The organism is bacterium (assembly GCA_023382385.1).
Taxonomy (GTDB): domain Bacteria; phylum Electryoneota; class RPQS01; order RPQS01; family RPQS01; genus JABWCQ01.
In genome coordinates, this window is sequence record JAHDVH010000006.1 from 21,416 (window position 1) to 37,362 (window position 15,947).

At 52.9% G+C, this 15,947-nt stretch carries 19 protein-coding genes and 1 tRNA gene; 16 read left to right on the forward strand and 4 right to left on the reverse strand.

Annotation, left to right across the window (positions count from 1 at the left end):
• The first annotated feature begins 13 nt into the window (after positions 1 to 13).
• From gatC to KJZ99_11690, 13 genes are all read left to right on the forward strand, one after another.
• Complete coding sequence (gatC, locus tag KJZ99_11630; GenBank protein MCL4306552.1) at positions 14 to 304, forward strand: Asp-tRNA(Asn)/Glu-tRNA(Gln) amidotransferase subunit GatC; 291 nt, start codon at positions 14 to 16, stop codon at positions 302 to 304.
• Entirely contained in the window at positions 301 to 1,035 is a 735-nt protein-coding gene (gene kdsB / locus KJZ99_11635; protein ID MCL4306553.1) for a 3-deoxy-manno-octulosonate cytidylyltransferase, read from the forward strand. The genes gatC and kdsB overlap by 4 nt, the downstream gene beginning before the upstream one ends.
• A gap of 2 nt (positions 1,036 to 1,037) precedes the next feature.
• The gene (locus KJZ99_11640) at positions 1,038 to 2,729 is read left to right on the forward strand and encodes a CTP synthase (protein MCL4306554.1); all 1,692 of its coding nucleotides are present in this window, start codon (positions 1,038 to 1,040) and stop codon (positions 2,727 to 2,729) included.
• A gap of 2 nt (positions 2,730 to 2,731) precedes the next feature.
• The gene (locus KJZ99_11645) at positions 2,732 to 3,751 is read left to right on the forward strand and encodes an NAD-dependent isocitrate dehydrogenase (protein ID MCL4306555.1); all 1,020 of its coding nucleotides are present in this window, start codon (positions 2,732 to 2,734) and stop codon (positions 3,749 to 3,751) included.
• On the forward strand, positions 3,735 to 4,577 hold the full coding sequence (gene kdsA / locus KJZ99_11650; GenBank protein ID MCL4306556.1) for a 3-deoxy-8-phosphooctulonate synthase: 843 nt from the start codon (positions 3,735 to 3,737) through the stop codon (positions 4,575 to 4,577). The genes KJZ99_11645 and kdsA overlap by 17 nt, the downstream gene beginning before the upstream one ends.
• Positions 4,574 to 4,957: a dihydroneopterin aldolase gene (folB, locus tag KJZ99_11655; protein ID MCL4306557.1), complete on the forward strand. Its 384-nt coding sequence runs from the start codon at positions 4,574 to 4,576 to the stop codon at positions 4,955 to 4,957. Before kdsA ends, folB begins: the two co-directional genes overlap by 4 nt.
• Positions 4,950 to 5,444, forward strand: a complete 495-nt coding sequence (gene folK, locus KJZ99_11660) for a 2-amino-4-hydroxy-6-hydroxymethyldihydropteridine diphosphokinase (GenBank protein MCL4306558.1) — start codon at positions 4,950 to 4,952, stop codon at positions 5,442 to 5,444. The genes folB and folK overlap by 8 nt, the downstream gene beginning before the upstream one ends.
• Complete coding sequence (locus tag KJZ99_11665) at positions 5,444 to 6,085, forward strand: deoxynucleoside kinase (GenBank protein ID MCL4306559.1); 642 nt, start codon at positions 5,444 to 5,446, stop codon at positions 6,083 to 6,085. The genes folK and KJZ99_11665 overlap by 1 nt, the downstream gene beginning before the upstream one ends.
• Position 6,086: 1 nt before the next feature.
• Entirely contained in the window at positions 6,087 to 6,257 is a 171-nt protein-coding gene (locus KJZ99_11670; GenBank protein ID MCL4306560.1) for a hypothetical protein, read from the forward strand.
• Positions 6,258 to 6,644 carry a RidA family protein gene (locus KJZ99_11675; protein ID MCL4306561.1) on the forward strand — a complete coding sequence of 129 codons (387 nt, stop codon included), beginning with the start codon at positions 6,258 to 6,260 and terminating at the stop codon, positions 6,642 to 6,644.
• The gene (locus tag KJZ99_11680; protein MCL4306562.1) at positions 6,623 to 7,069 is read left to right on the forward strand and encodes a hypothetical protein; all 447 of its coding nucleotides are present in this window, start codon (positions 6,623 to 6,625) and stop codon (positions 7,067 to 7,069) included. Before KJZ99_11675 ends, KJZ99_11680 begins: the two co-directional genes overlap by 22 nt.
• An 11-nt stretch (positions 7,070 to 7,080) precedes the next feature.
• Positions 7,081 to 7,980 (forward strand): proline dehydrogenase family protein, encoded by a 900-nt coding sequence (locus KJZ99_11685; GenBank protein ID MCL4306563.1) that lies wholly within the window; start codon positions 7,081 to 7,083, stop codon positions 7,978 to 7,980.
• Positions 7,981 to 8,057: 77 nt separating this feature from the next.
• On the forward strand, positions 8,058 to 8,882 hold the full coding sequence (locus KJZ99_11690; GenBank protein ID MCL4306564.1) for a site-specific DNA-methyltransferase: 825 nt from the start codon (positions 8,058 to 8,060) through the stop codon (positions 8,880 to 8,882).
• 78 nt (positions 8,883 to 8,960) lie between these two features.
• Here KJZ99_11690 and kbl read toward each other — a convergent pair whose 3' ends face one another.
• Genes kbl through KJZ99_11705 form a run of 3 tightly spaced genes read right to left on the reverse strand, consistent with a single transcriptional unit; the run spans position 8,961 to position 13,256 of the window.
• Complete coding sequence (gene kbl / locus KJZ99_11695; protein MCL4306565.1) at positions 8,961 to 10,148, reverse strand: glycine C-acetyltransferase; 1,188 nt, start codon at positions 10,146 to 10,148, stop codon at positions 8,961 to 8,963.
• Between the two features lie 12 nt (positions 10,149 to 10,160).
• Entirely contained in the window at positions 10,161 to 12,146 is a 1,986-nt protein-coding gene (locus tag KJZ99_11700) for an APC family permease (GenBank protein ID MCL4306566.1), read from the reverse strand.
• Positions 12,147 to 12,179: 33 nt separating this feature from the next.
• Positions 12,180 to 13,256 carry an alcohol dehydrogenase catalytic domain-containing protein gene (locus KJZ99_11705; protein MCL4306567.1) on the reverse strand — a complete coding sequence of 359 codons (1,077 nt, stop codon included), beginning with the start codon at positions 13,254 to 13,256 and terminating at the stop codon, positions 12,180 to 12,182.
• 246 nt (positions 13,257 to 13,502) lie between these two features.
• Here KJZ99_11705 and KJZ99_11710 point away from each other — a divergent pair, with 246 nt between their 5' ends.
• A complete protein-coding gene (locus tag KJZ99_11710; protein MCL4306568.1) occupies positions 13,503 to 13,940 on the forward strand; it encodes a helix-turn-helix domain-containing protein in 438 nt (145 codons plus the stop codon).
• 85 nt (positions 13,941 to 14,025) lie between these two features.
• On the opposite strand, the gene KJZ99_11715 is transcribed toward KJZ99_11710, so the two are convergent.
• Complete coding sequence (locus KJZ99_11715; protein MCL4306569.1) at positions 14,026 to 14,856, reverse strand: hypothetical protein; 831 nt, start codon at positions 14,854 to 14,856, stop codon at positions 14,026 to 14,028.
• Positions 14,857 to 15,139: 283 nt separating this feature from the next.
• On the opposite strand from KJZ99_11715, the gene KJZ99_11720 reads away from it, so the two are divergent.
• A tRNA-Pro gene (locus KJZ99_11720) sits at positions 15,140 to 15,213 on the forward strand.
• A gap of 491 nt (positions 15,214 to 15,704) precedes the next feature.
• On the forward strand, positions 15,705 to 15,944 hold the full coding sequence (locus tag KJZ99_11725) for a hypothetical protein (GenBank protein ID MCL4306570.1): 240 nt from the start codon (positions 15,705 to 15,707) through the stop codon (positions 15,942 to 15,944).
• Positions 15,945 to 15,947: the final 3 nt, after the last annotated feature.

Below are 15,947 nucleotides of genomic sequence, written 5' to 3' on the forward strand. Positions count from 1 at the left end.
CTGAATTAGCGCAATGTCTATTACCCACTCTCAGCTCGAGCATTTGGCAAAACTGGCACGCCTTCGGTTGTCCGAAGAGGAGCTTCTTGGGTTAGAAAAAGACCTGAATGCGATGCTGGCATACTTTGACCAGCTTCAGGAGGTTGATACGTCTGAGGTTGAGCCGATGGACCATGCCGGCGAGGGGGGGCATTTGTTAGAGGATGATACTCCTCACGAGTGCTTGCCTCGTGAGCTTGCGTTACGGGATGCCCCTGACCGCACCGAGGAGTTCTTTCGCCTCCCCCGCGTGCTCGGCAAATGAGCAGGGTCTTGGCAGTTATTCCGGCACGTTACGGCGCAACGAGGTTCCCCGGCAAGCCGCTGGCATTGCTGCACGACAAGCCGATGGTACAACACGTCTGGGAACGCTGCCGCGCGGCCAGCGGTGTCGACCATGTGGTCGTTGCGACAGACGATAGCCGAATCATGGATGCCTGTCGCGCGTTTGGAGGCGAATCAGTGATGACTGACTCGTCATTGCCGTCCGGCACAGATCGAGTTGCTGCTGCGGCGCAGCACTTTGTCGGCTACGATCTTGTTTTGAATGTGCAGGGGGATGAGCCGGCGATCGAACCGCAAGTCGTGTCGGCAGTCGCCAATCTGATGAGGAGTCCGGGTGTAACTATCGGTACCGCAGTTGTTCCTCATTCTCTCGAAGTGATCAGTGAATTAGACAGCGCGCACGTGGTCAAGGCCGTCTTGGCGGAAGATGGACGTGCCCTGTACTTCAGTCGCTCGATGGTGCCCTTCGTTCGCAACAGGCTGGAAACAACGGTTCACTTCAGACATCTCGGTATCTATGGATTTCAGCGGGATGTTTTAAACAAGCTAATCTCCCTGCGTCCCTCTCCTCTCGAAAGAGTCGAGTCACTCGAGCAGCTTCGATGGCTGGAATCCGGTTACACTATTCATACTGTCTCCGTTCAGAGTAATTCAGCAGGAATCGATACCCCCGAAGACCTCATCCGCCTCGTTCATAGAAATCCTCATTGATTATGTCGCCGTCAAAAGTCTTGCGTAAGAGAAGTCACACTAAGTACGTCTTCATAACGGGCGGAGTCGTCTCGTCCCTCGGCAAAGGCATTGCCTCAGCATCGATCGGCAGGTTGCTCAAGGCACGCGGACTGAAAGTTTCCATGATGAAGCTGGACCCCTACATCAATGTTGATCCGGGAACAATGAATCCGTTTCAGCATGGCGAAGTCTACGTGACAGAAGATGGAGCGGAAACTGATCTTGATTTGGGGCACTACGAGCGCTTCATTGATGAAGACATGTCCCGCGCTAACAACGCGACGACCGGCCAAATCTATCATACGGTGATTTCCAAGGAGCGCAGAGGCGACTACCTCGGTGCGACCGTACAGGTGATTCCGCATATCACCGGCGAAATTATCGAACGCATGCTGGCTGTGGCGCGCAGTTCGAAACCCTATGATGTCGTGCTTGTTGAAGTTGGCGGAACGGTGGGCGATATTGAAAGTCTGCCGTATATCGAAGCCATTCGCCAATTCGGTTTGGAGCTTGGCCACAAGAACTGCGTCTACATTCACCTGACGCTTGTGCCGTTCATCCAGACTGCTCAGGAAGTAAAGACCAAGCCGACGCAGCACTCCGTCAAAGAGTTGCGGGAGATCGGCGTTCAACCCGACTTCCTGCTCTGTCGCACGGACAGGCCGCTGGATCGCAAGGTCAAAGAGAAGATCGCTCTCTTTTGTAATGTTGGAAAGGACGATGTCTTCGACGTTCCTGACGTGGACACGGTTTACGAGCTGCCGCTGATTTTGGAGCGTGAAGGTCTCGGTCGGCGACTGTTGGACAGTTTGGGTCTGCGCGCCAAGGAGCCCGACTTCTCACATTGGCAGTCGGTGGTTAGGAAGATTAAGCACCCGAGCGGGCATGTTAAGATCGCGATTGCGGGGAAGTACGTTGAAGTACGCGATTCGTATAAATCCATTATTGAATCGTTCGTGCATGCCGGTGCGCATCACGGTGTGCACGTTGATCTCCAGTGGGTCGAAGCTGAAGAATTTGAGACTGGAGATGCGGAGAAGTTGATGGCCGGGTGCTCAGGTCTTTTGATTCCCGGCGGATTTGGCGAACGCGGCATTGAAGGGAAAGTGCTTTCTGTCCAATATGCTCGGATCAATAAGATCCCGTTTTTTGGAATCTGTCTGGGGATGCAGGCCGCTGTAATTGAGTTTGCCCGAAATGTCTGCGGTATGCGCCGCGCACATTCGACAGAGTTCGCGCCGACGACAAAGTATCCGGTCATAGATCTCTTGCCGGAGCAGCGCGGCATGAAGCAAAAAGGTGCCACGATGAGGCTCGGCAGTTATCCTTGCTTCCTGCAAAGGGGGTCGCTTGCGCACGCGGCATTTGGAGCGGATGCAATTACGGAGCGGCACCGCCATCGATTCGAGGTGAACAATCGCTTTCGTGAGCAGTTGGATCAAAAGGGATTGCGTTTCACAGGCATATGGCCCGGAGGGGATTTGGTTGAGATAATTGAGTTGCCAGACCACCCTTGGTTTCTGGCCGTTCAATTTCACCCTGAATTGAAAAGCCGTCCGACGCAACCTCATCCGTTGTTCCGCGACTTTGTCGGGGCCTGTATCAACTACGCGAAGCCGAGCTTGAAAGATAACAATTCGGCAAAGAAACTTGTAACGGTGATAGAGGAGTAGGAGTGCAGCGCACTCATCGAGCAACATTAATACCCGGCGACGGAATCGGGCCTTCCATTTCCGAGGCGGCAGTTGCCATCATAGAGGCAACTGGCGTGATCATTCAGTGGGAAGTGTGTCATGCTGGTCTTGCTGCCATTGCTGCTGGCAAGGACCCGTTGCCAAAGGAAACGAGTGATTCAATAGATCGAACCGGAGTTGTGCTCAAGGGACCGATTACCACGCCCGTTGGCGGAGGGTACAGAAGCGTAAATGTGGCGCTTCGACAGCAGTACAACCTGTTTGCGAATGTTAGACCTTGTGTATCCTTCGAAGGCATCAACACGCCGTTCCCGAACACAGATATCGTAGTGGTCAGAGAGAATACAGAAGGCCTTTACACCGGTCAGGAGATGTACGTTGACCCCGATAAACGGGCCGCAATCGTTGTGGCATGCAACACGCGGTCTGCGATGGAGAAAGTCTGTCGATACACGTTTGAGTGGGCTCGCAAGCATGATCGAAAGAAGGTAACCTGTGTACACAAGGCAAACATCCTGAAGGTGTTCTCCGGGATTTTCCTTGAGTCGTTTCGGGAAGTTGCTGCGGACTATCCCGCGATTAATGCCGAAGAGAGAATCATCGATGCGGCGTGCATGGAGCTGGTGCGTAAGCCGCACAATTATGACATGATTGTGACGACGAATTTGTTTGGCGACATTGTCTCCGATTTGACAGCCGGACTGATCGGTGGGCTGGGGCTTGCGCCGGGAGCAAACTACGGCGATAAAGCTGCAATCTTCGAAGCGATCCATGGTAGCGCTCCGGACATTGCGGGCAAAGGGATAGCCAATCCGATCTCGCTTGTCCTTGCTGGAGTAATGATGCTCCAGCACATTGGTGAGCATGAAGCAGCCGCGAAAGTGGACAAAGCAGTGCGCGCAGTCTTGAAAGAAGGCAAGTATCTAACGCCGGATCTTCTTCCAGGATCCTCCCACGGTACTGCTGACATAACCAAAGCGATCATTGACAAACTTAGCTGACATTGGCAACGGGTTTTATCCCTTGGCGATAATCGCAGGCCCTTGCGTTATTGAGTCAGAGGACTTGTGTCTGAACATCGCAGAGGAATTTGCGGGAATAGCCACGAAGACTGGGGTACTTCCGATCTTCAAGGCAAGTTTCGACAAGGCAAACCGAACATCAGTAACGAGCTTTCGCGGACCCGGCTTGGAAGAGGGCCTGCGTATTTTGGAGAAGGTCCGCAGCAAATCAGGATTGCCCGTCACAACGGACATTCACTTGCCCGAGCAGGCTGCACCAGTCGGCGAGGTAGTCGACATCCTTCAGATTCCGGCGTTCTTGTGTCGCCAAACGGACTTGCTGGTCGCGGCCGGAAAGACGGGCAAAGCCGTGAACGTGAAGAAGGGACAGTTTGTAGCACCGCAGGACATGCGGTTTGCAGCCGACAAAATTGCCTCAACCGGCAACAGCCGGATCATGTTTACCGAGCGAGGTTCAAGTTTTGGATACCGTGACTTGGTAGTGGACATGAGATCGTTGGTGATGTTGGCCGACCTCGGCTATCCTGTGGTCTTTGACGCGACGCACAGCGTGCAACGAATGGGCGGAGATAGCGGCGTTTCGGGGGGAGCCCCTCGTTTTATCGCTCCTCTTGCCCGCGCAGCCGTCGCGACTGGTGCTGTTTCGGCTGTGTTCATCGAAACTCATCCTGATCCTGAACACGCGCTGTCGGACGGCTCCAATATGCTACCACTGAAGGAGCTTGAGCAAATGATAAGGCAGTTGGTCTCAATAGTTGAATCGATTGCCAGCGGACAGAAGTTTCAAGCCGGGAATCTGGCATGAACGCTCATCTGGACCGCATCCGTTTGCTTGGCATCCAGATGTACGCACATCACGGTGCGCTCGAAGAAGAGCGGACTCTTGGGCAACTCTTTGAAATCGACTGTGAAGTTGCTGGAGATTTTGGCAGAGGTGGACGGGGTGGCGGCGACGACTTGCATTGGACGGTCGACTATACGCTGCTGTATCGCGAAGTTGAACGGGCATTCCTTGCGCAGTCGTACCAACTTTTGGAAACGTGTGCCTCCGAATTGGCACAGGCGCTCTTGTTGAAGTTCAAGGCGATAGAAGAAGTTGTGCTTCGTGTTCGCAAGCCGCACGTACCGATGGGGGGGGTCCTGCGCGGAGTAGAAGTGGAGATCGTGCGCCGCCGAGGTGATTGAACACGCGTACATAGGCTTCGGAAGTAATCTTGGCGATCGCACGGAGAGTTTCGAACACACATATGCCGAACTTGAGCAGCGTGTAGGAATCCTTCGAGTCTCTTCTGTCGTTGAGTCGCGTCCGGCTGAGAATGTCGAGGGCGGGAGCTTTCTAAACGCGGTGTTTGAATGCCCGCGCATGGGCGGCGCACCCGAATTTCTGCGTACGCTTCAATCGATTGAACAGCGACTTGGCGGAGTCACGGACAAGCAGGGAGCGGCTCGCGCGTGCGATCTCGATTTGTTGCTTTGGGGTGAAACAGTGCTGGATAGTGAAGAGCTTACTTTGCCTCACCCCCGGTTGCATCTCCGCGATTTCTACCTCGGTCCGCTCTGTGAACTGATTCCTTCAGAAACACACCCGCGATTGCGAGTCAGGTTCATTGATTTGCTAAAAAGTCTGGAACACACCAACATTATCAGAAGCTTGGACTCCAACGTACCTTAATGTATACCAAGCATCGCTATATTGCAATTGAGGGTGTAATCGGTGTCGGCAAGACATCGCTGGCAAGAATACTCTCTGAGAAATTGAACGCCCGGCTGGTGCTTGAGAATCACGAAGAGAATCCGTTCCTCGCTCAGTTCTACAAGGATCCTCGACGATACGCATTTCAAGCTCAGATTTTCTTCCTGCTGTCTCGGTTCAGGCAGCAGCAGGAGCTGCCGGAACCGGATTTCTTTCACTCCGCACTGATTTCGGACTACATTTTCCCGAAGGATCGCATTTTCGCATATATTAACTTGAGCGAGAATGAGATTGCGCTTTATGAGAAAATTATGGGCCTGCTGGAAGTTCGCGTCAGAAAACCGGATATCGTTCTCTATTTGCAGAGTTCTACGGAACGGTTGCTGAAGAATATACGGACACGAAGCCGGCCCTATGAACGGGACATTTCGGAAGAATATTTGCGTACTTTGAATGAAGCGTACAATCACTTCTTCTTCAGTTACGACGAGACACCGCTGCTGATCATTAACACGACGCAGCTTGATTTTGTGAACAATTCAGCACACCTTGCCGCCATAACTGCAGAGATTGAACGTGAACAGGTCGGAACCCGCTACTTCAACCCGGTGGATATCTAAGATGTTGAGAATGCTCTTGATAGTCATTGCTGCTGTGTTGGCGGTACGGCTTTTGCTGAACTTGTTTCGACCACGGGGTCCTAACACGAGAGTGGGCGGCAAGCCTCACGATCAAGCAGGTGGCCGCAAGTATGATGACATTGAAGATGCAGATTTCAGGGAGATCAAATAGATGAAGCGCGAGATCGTCAGTACCAGGTCAGCCCCTGCGGCAATTGGACCATACAGTCAAGGGGTCAAGGCAAGCGGTAACTTCGTGTTTTGTGCCGGTCAGATTCCGCTCGATCCTTCGACGATGGAGATTGTCGGAAGCAATGCTGCAGAGCAATGCGCACAAGTTATGCGGAACATCGGTGGATTACTGGCCGCCGCAGGCACGACATTTGAAAGTGTTGTCAAGACCACGATCTTTCTCAAGTCAATGAGCGACTTTTCTGCCGTGAATGAAGTCTACGCAGCGCATTTCAAGAGCGATCCACCTGCACGGAGCACGGTCGCAGTAGCTGGCCTGCCGAAAGACGTGTTAGTGGAAATTGAATGCATCGCCCTTCTGCCGTAGTTGCCTTGCTCGCCTGCCTCGCTCTCTCTGATTTGGCAGTTGCGCAATTAGGCACCGATCCCGGTAAGCCAAAGAAGAGCACAACAGGTGCGGTGTTTCGCTCTCTGGCAGTTCCCGGGTGGGGTCAATTGTACAACGAAGCCTATTTAAAGTCGGCTGCGTTCTTGATTACGGAAGCTTCATTCATGATTGGCATTTCGCGCTATAATGACCGTATGATGGCCGCGAAGAAGGCTGACATGTTCGAGAATGAACGGTTCTATCGTAGCAGCCGAAATAAGATGATTTGGTGGTTTGCTGCCGTCAAACTGCTGTCACTTGGCGATGCTTATGTTGACGCTCAATTATTCAAGATCGATATCTCACCGTCGCTGACGCCGGAGGAAAGTCCGGGGATGATGCTCAGCGCAATGGTTCGCTTCTAACTTCTTTATTTATGCCGTTTCTGGATAGGTTTGTTGTTGCGACGCTTCCACTGGTTCCGAAACGCGTCGTACGCATTATTGCATCGCGATACATCGCAGGCGAAAAACTTGAAGACGCGGTCCGCGTGGTGAAAGATCTGAACTCCCGTGGACTGAAAGCTACTGTTGACGTCTTGGGCGAGTTTGTCTCGGACCCTGCACAAGCTTCGCAGGACATTGACGCCTACCTGAAGCTACTCGATGCGGTAGTAGAGCATAAGCTCGACACAGGCGTTTCCGTGAAGCTGACTGCGGTAGGTTTGTCCATCAGCCCCGCCCTCGCTCGCAAGAACTTGCGGGTTCTCTTGGATGCTGCCGCGCAGCACAATACCTTCGTGCGCATTGATATGGAAGATTCGCCGTATACCACTGAGACTCTGGCTATCTACAACGAGTTCAGATCACAGTACAAGCTCGGGATCGTGATCCAGGCGTATCTCAAGCGTTCGATGGATGATGTGAAGCGATTGATGGACGGTGGTCCGACTAACATCCGCCTGTGCAAAGGTATCTATGTTGAGCCGGAGTCTATTGCCTACAAAGGCAGACGGGAAATTCAAGATAACTTCCTGAGACTTCTTGAAGTCATGTTTGCCGGCGGTGCGCAGGTTGGAATCGCAACCCACGACCGTTTTCTTGTAGATGAATCAGAGAAGATCGTGAAGTCGTGCGACGTACAGCGAAAGAACTACGAGTATCAAATGCTCTTGGGAGTCTTGCCGGACTTGCGCGATGAGATTGTCTCCCGTGGACATCGCATGCGAATCTACGTCCCGTATGGCGATGCATGGTACGGATACTCGACCCGCCGTCTCAAAGAGAATCCTGCGCTTGCGGGACACGTATTCAAAAGCATGTTGGGTTTTAAATAGAGTTAGAATTCCTGCAAACTGAGGCAGAATCTGGGTCACCGCGGTATTTCGTGAGGTGACCCTCTCTCTGAGGAGCTATGACGATTCGCGAAGACTGGCTGAATACCATCACCTGCGGCGACTGCTTTGAGCTGTTGCGGCAATTACCGGACGAGTCCGTCGATTTAGTTGTGACGGATCCGCCGTATGGCATCGACTATCAGTCGAATCGCCGTGTCGCGCGTGAGAAGCTCCCGAAGTTTGCGAATGATGTATCACTCGAATGGGTCGCCGAATGGGTGGACGAGATTCATCGTGTGTTAAAGCAAGACACGCATTTCTACTGTTTCATCCGTTTTGACACATATCCCGTCTTTTACACCGAGATTGCCCGTCGCTTTGACGTGAAGAACTGTCTGATCTGGGTGAAGAACAACCACGGAAGCGGAGATTTAAACGGGTCATACGCGCCACAGTATGAAATGATCGTGTTCGCCGCAAAAGGTAAGAGGCATTTGAACGGCAAGCGCGATTCTGATGTGATGGAATGCGACAACGTACCTTCGGCGCAACGTTTTCACTCGACACAGAAGCCAGTGGAACTGCTGCGTGTCTTAATTGAGAAGAGTAGCGACCCGGGCGACATTGTGCTCGATCCTTTTGCCGGAACTGGCAGCACAGGACTTGCATGTCAGGCCGCCAGTCACCATGAAGGCGATGGACACGAACGGAACTACCTGCTCTTCGAACTGAACGCGGAGTTTGTCAGGAAGGCGCGACAGGGGGGGCTTGGAAAGCAGCAGACGTTGCTTGATGTCAAGCGTGATAAGTCGAAACTGCCGGATCGCAAGCTGCGTTCTACCGCCAGACCGCGCCGACATAATGCACGGAAAGATCAGACGCTCTGGCTTCCACTCGACTAAGCTAAGTGTTTTGTGCAGAAGGGCCCGTCTAGTGACGGGCCCTTCTGTTTTCAGCAAAGTCAACGCTTGCCAATGCGGTCAACGAATAACTCCCAGCGATTTCCCAACCTTTTTGAAAGCTGCGATCGCTGTATCGAGATGATCACCGTCATGCGCCGCGGAAATCTGCACGCGAATTCGTGCTTGGCCTTTGGGAACGACAGGGAATGAAAAGCCGATGACGTACACGCCTTCCTCAAGCATCGCTGCGGCCATTTCCTGTGCTTTGTGCGCGTCGTAAAGCATGATTGGCACGATAGGGTGCTCACCGGGTTTGATGTCAAAACCAGACTTTGTCATAGCCTCTCGGAAATACTTCGTGTTCGAGTGGAGCTTGTCACGAAGCGCGGTCGTTTCGCTTAGCATATCAATGGCAACCGACGCACCGGCGATGATTGGCGGAGGTACGGTGTTCGAGAACAAGTATGGACGCGAACGTTGCCTGAGTAATTCTACGATTTCCTGTCTTGCCGCCGTGAATCCTCCTGACGCACCGCCCAGCGCCTTCCCTAAAGTAGACGTGATGATGTCCACTCTCTGCATGACTCCATGATGCTCGTGAGTGCCGCGGCCATGCTTGCCCATGAATCCTGTGGCATGCGAGTCATCCACCATGACCAGCGCGTTGTATTTCTCCGCAAGGTCGCAAATTTCGGGAAGCGGAGCCAACGACCCGTCCATCGAGAACACGCCGTCAGTCGCTACAAGTCGAAAGCGTGCATCCTGTGCTTCCTTCAGACGCGCTTCCAGATCCTGCATATCGCAGTTCTTGTAAATGTATCGCTTCGCCTTGGAAAGACGGATTCCGTCAATGATCGAAGCGTGATTGAGAGCATCTGTGATGATAGCGTCTTCTTCCTTCATCAGGGTTTCGAACAATCCGCCATTGGCGTCGAAACAGGAAGAATAGAGAATCGCATCATCCATGCCTACGAATTTCGCAAGCTTGTTCTCAAGTCGCTTATGAATGTCTTGTGTCCCGCAGATAAAGCGGACGGAAGACATGCCGTATCCGCGCTCATTGAGCGCGCTTTTTGCGGCCTCGATGAGTGCGGGGTGATCGCCCAGACCGAGGTAGTTGTTGGCACAGAAATTCAGTACGTCCCGTTGTTTCACGCGTATTTCCGCGCCCTGCGGGGACTCAATGATCCGTTCGGATTTGAAAAGACCCGACTCTTGAATACTGGAGAGCTCTGTAGCTAAGTAGTCCTTAATGGTATTGTACATAATTCACTTTACCTATTGCAATCTTACAGGGAGAACGACGAACTGCAGGCCGTGAAACATCAATCGGCGCTGTAAGGTCATCGGAGTTTCGTTGTGAAGGATCCGCGTCCAGAAAGTATCTTTCCAGAAAAGGAGCCGTGCTGCGAAGAAGACTGAATTCGAATAGTCCTCATGAACTTCAAGACAAAGACGCTCGATCTCAGCCATATAATCGATCGCGCAACTTGTTCTGGCTTCAGCTTTTAGGCCGTACGAACGGGCAAGCGTGACGTACTTCTCTGTTTCTTTCTGCACTTGAGCGTTCAAGGCTTCGAGCTCTTGTGCACCCTTGAAGCGTCCGGTGTCAATGGCGCCGACGGAGACGAACACGAACTGCTTGAATCGTCCTCCAAACAAACGCTGAGTTGAAAGCAGCAAGTGTATTCCCTGTCCGCTGAATCTCTGCACCAGCACCACGGCAGTCGGCTCACTCGGTTTGAGCGGCTCGGCCCTTACGGTGGAATCGCCAAGGTCAAGCGTGCCGAGAATGTCGTCCAGCTCTTTCACCTTCGCTTCAACTTGCCGATAGTGGTTTCGAATTTTCAAACAGAGCGCCAACAGAAGAATCGTGATCAGAATGACCAGCCAGCCGCCTTTGGTGAACTTGATGCCGACCATCATGACCAGCAGTAGAGCACTGACCAGCAGACCAATGAAACAGACGATAAAATGTCTGAACCATGTAGAGTCTTCCTTGCGCTTGCTCCACCACATCCGCGACATTCCTGCTTGGGCAAGCGTGAAGTCCATGAACACGTTGATCGCGTAGAGCGACACCAGCACCGTAATATTGCCCCGCGCGTAGAGAATGAACCCTGTGGCGGCGGCACCCATCAGCAGGATGCCATTCTGGGTGACAAGTCGTTCGGATAGATGCCCAAAACGGTGCGGCAGCCACGAGTCTTCAGCCATATTCGCGAGTACGCGCGGCCCGCCGATGAACCCCGTCTGTGCCGCAACGAACAGCAGGAGCGCCGCTGAAAACAACATTGTGGTCACGAAGATTGAGCCGATATTGAGGCCGGCGACGCTCCAACCTTCCGTGATCTGGCCGAACAGCATCGCATTCAACGTGCGATCTTCGTGCTCCGGAGTCTGCCACAGAAAGTAGTTCAAGAGCAGAAATGCGGCAAGAAAGGACAGAGATGTGGCCATGTAGATCATGGTCCGCTTGCCCGTCTTGACGCGTGGCTCCTTCAATGTCAGCATTCCGTTGGCCACAGCCTCGATACCGGTCAAGGTGCCCGCTCCCATCGAGAAGGCATGCATCAACGCGGCAATAATGAAGAACAAGCCCTCTTGACGATAAACATCCTGCCCATGTGCGATGCTCTCCGCAGCACGCGCCGGAAACTCCGGCAAATGGCTGAAGAAACCGTAGGTAACCAGACCAACGTGCGTCACCACAAAGATGAGAAAGATCGGAAGCAGAATCAGTATTGACTCTTTCAGTCCCCTCAGGTTCATGGTCACGAGCAGCAGGACTGCGCAGATCGCGACGATCATCCGATAACCGCCGTATTCAACCGGCAGAGTGGAGAAGATCGCGTCAACGCCTGCCACGACTGACACCGCTATCGTCAATACATAGTCGATAACCAGACCCGATCCTGCCAACGCGCCCGCTTGCGGCGAGAGCAGTTTCGAGGCAACGAGATAGCCTCCGCCGCCGGAAGGGAAAAACTCAATGACCTGCATGTAGGCCGCCGAGATGATCCACACCGTTCCCGCAATCATAACTGCCAACAGGGGAGCGAGAAAGTCTACGCCGCGAAGCGCGAGGAATGCCTCTTCCGGGCCGTAGTTAGCGGATGAAATTCCGTCGGCTCCCAGCCCCACCCACGCGAAAAACGCGATCAGCGACATGCTGTGAAACACCGCAGGGTCAAACGGATTCCGGCGTTTGCCCAAAACGGCACGCCTGATTCGTGTGCCCAGCGAGAGCTTCTCGTCAGTCACGGGAGGTGGGGAAGGAGTTCCTGGTCGGACCACTTAGGCAGCCTTGGGAAGTCCACCGGGATAGAGCACGACCTTCAAGCCCTCACCCGCAAGCTTCGTCTGAAAACCACGCTCGAAATCGGCTAAGGCGAAGTGGTGCGTGACGACTCGCTTAGCAGTCTTGAGGAACTCTCCCTGCAACAGGGCCAGCATATCCATCCAGGTATTGAAGATGCGCCTCCCGAAGATACCGTGAATCGTGATCCCTTTCAGGACGACGTCTGACGAGAAGTTAATGGACATGTCTCCCGACGGAAGCCCGAGTAGCACGAAGTGGCCCCCCATCCGCAGCACTTGCAAAGCGTCTGCATAAGCGGAAGGAGCACCGGACATCTCCAACACGGCATCCACGCCGCGCTTACCCTGATCCGCTGTGCAAATCTTCAAGAATTCTTGGTGTTGTCTCTCGTCACTCACGTTGAACACGGCGTCTGCGCCTTCATCTTTAGCGACTCTGAGAACGTAATCGGATATGTCGGTCACATAGATCTTCTTTGCACCCATGATTCGGCACAACGCCACAGCCAGAATTCCGAGTGGTCCGGCGCCGGTGATCGCCACGTCCTTACCGACTACATCCACGCTGCGAACGGTATAGACAGAATTGCCGATCGCATCAAGATAGGCCGCGACTTCCAATGGCAGGTCAGGGGGGAGGGGAACTATTGCGGATGCGGGGATGTTTACAAAGTCCGCGAAGGCCCCGGGTTGATCTATTCCACCGACTGTTTGCGAAAGACACCAATTGCCGTTGCCGGTGCGGCAGTTATAACATTGTCCGCAAGTCCAGTGCATTTCAGCGGAAACAAACTGGCCGACCTCCAAGCCCTCCACTCCTCGACCCATTGCTTCGATCTGGCCGCAAAACTCGTGGCCAATCGTCAACGGCAGACGGGAACGCATTCTGTTCATGAGAGATGGCTTGGCGGCATAAATGTGCACGTCAGTTCCGCAGATCCCGGTTGCGCGGACTTTGATAATGACGTCGTGGGGCGTTGTGGCTTCGGGGACTTTTGCGTTACTAAGATAAGTAAGGCCGGGATCGATAGAACTCTTCTGAATGGCTTGCATAGCAGGAACTTATGAGGTTGTAAAATGGGAGGCAATAGTGTAAGTATTGAAAATACCTAATCGCGCCGAATAAAGCAATGAGGATGCTCTGGGTCATCATTATCATAATTTAATATTTAATATATATTTACAATTGAAGCACTCGAGATAAGTGGACTCAAGTGGTGCAGTCGTATTAAAGACTTGGCGCCGAATTGCCGATACTTCAATCGGTAATAAGCCTTTAACGAACCGGGTGAGTCAATCATGAACCTGGACACATTTCCCTGTCAGAATCCAAGCTGCCCGGACTTCAACAAGACCGGCGCTGGTAATATCAATCTCTACACGCGTTACGGTCGCAAACAAGTTCGTCTGCTGATCTGCAAGACGTGCGGCCGGACCTTCAGTGAGCTCAAAGGCACGCCTTTCTGGGACAGCCGGCTCGATTGGGACACCATCGAGAAGATCTATCGCAGTCTGCTGAAGGGCAGTGGCATCCGTGCAACGGCGCGTGAATTCAATCTCTCCAAAAACACCGTCAAGCGCTATCTTCGCCTTGCCAATAAAGACTATCAGACTGTATTGAACTTCCTGCAGGAGCGGGGGGTGGTTTCCAACGGCGATTCACAGCTCCGTGAACTGTTGAATCAATTCACAAGCCGCCGCCAAGCCTCCGACCGCGCCTCGATGGCAGCCGTGTAACGGGTTCGGGCAGAATGTATTGAGGGCAAAGCGGCCCGCCACATGAGTGGCGGGCCGCTTCAATACTCACGGTTCTACTAATGCATTATCCATTTCCGCCCGGCCTTAGATGCGAGCACCAGCCGTTCTCCAAGTCAATCCAATACGATCCCCCGCCCGCGAAGACGAGCTGAGCGTAGCGGGTGCCATCGAAGTAGATGACGAACGAAAAGTGCACGGATCTCTCGACATCTCGACCAGGATTTGTGTGCGTGTTGATCCAGACTCCGTTGACGGCCAATTCACCGTCGAGCGGATACGGATACGCAAGCCGGTTGGTGTGCCATTCCAGGTCCGTCACGGTCCAAACATAGTGTGATTCGAACGTGCGCACGTTCTGACGGAAACGCGAGCGGAATTCACCCTCGGTGTTTCGCTCTCCCTGGCCGTTGACGGTCCAGACATCGAAGATTGGAAGCAATCCGTCAACTGCGATGGTGTCATAGTGGGCAACCGTCACCGAGCGGTTTCCGCTGTTACTCTCGCGCGTTCCTTCGACCGATAGCGTCTGCTCCATGCGCGCCGTGACACCCGGAATATAAAACTCCGACCACACGTCATTCACATCGTAGAAATTCCGGATCTTTACAAACGTGAAACCGTTACGCTGAACCACCAGCGTGTCGTCTAAGGCGCGTTCTCCTTCACGTTCGCTGACATTGAACCCGCCGCCCTCGCCGCGCCACATCCTGAGCATGCCTTCTTCATCACTTGCCAATGCGGTTCCAAAGTCCTCGGCAATGTCGTCTCTGTCTTCACTCGTAGGTTGAACGGACGGGGCACGATCATCGTTTTCACCCGAGCAGCCTGCTCCAAGCAGTATGGTCATTCCTGCTGCGATCAGAACTGCCATCATGCGGTTGCGTAGCTTGTTCATGTTTGTTCTCCTGCCTTTGTTCATGTTCATCGTTCCTTGTGAAAAGAGCTTTCAGTCGGACTTGCCCAGCAATACGTTGTCATAGCAGTCACTATGTTGAACTTTCTGGATCTTTGCGAGGTTCCAACGGGGATCATAATAATTTAATAAAAATAGACTTATGACGACTTGCGAGCACACATTTCAGGGAATCTGCGGCAGGATCTCCTTCAGGCCTTGACTCTCTGCTACCCCGCTTGCTTCTCACCCGAAACTCCGCTAAATTCAAAGTTCGCATTGATATCGGGGCGTAGCGCAGTCCGGTAGCGCATCTGCTTTGGGAGCAGAGGGTCGCTGGTTCGAATCCAGTCGCCCCGACATGATAAAACAGGCACTTACGTGCCTGTTTTTCTGTGTAACACTACACATCCCGTCGTCCTCGCCTCTTTTCCCCCAACTTTCTCCTTAATATCAATCAGAACAAATATTTGTTAAGTCCAATAAAATGAAAATTTACCTTGACCATCCGTTCAAATTATCGTATATTGATCCCAGCTAACCATCCAGGATACCGAACCGGAGGAACCGGGCAGACTGGCCAACTGTGGCCCGCCCACGCTTCAGTGTCTTGGCGACTCAGCAACCACCTATCGTCTTGAACCAACTTAAGTAACTCCGATCGCGGGGCGAACACAAGCCAGCGCAATACAGACGACCACAGAAAACGGGGACCTGCCCCGTCTACCCGCTTGACTTTGCTCTTTTGATATTGTATCTTGTCCCTTGAACAGTTGTTCATGCCGGCCTTCGCCGGTTTCTTTTGACAGGTAATTTGAACATATGTTTAGACTCTTATGGATGGCACTGAATTGTTTGATCCCATAGAAGTTATCGCCCTCTTCCAGCACGGTAAGTTAACCCCGCTGAAGTTCCGTTGGCGCGAACGTGTCTACAAAGTGTTCCGCATCAACGGGACATGGAAACAGAAGGATGGTTCCTCTATGTATCACTTCTTTTCAGTCAACTGTGACGGTCCTGAGGTCTATGAGCTGTCCTTCAACAACGAATCCCAAGCCTGGCGGATGGAACGCCTGAGACACGAAACATAACAG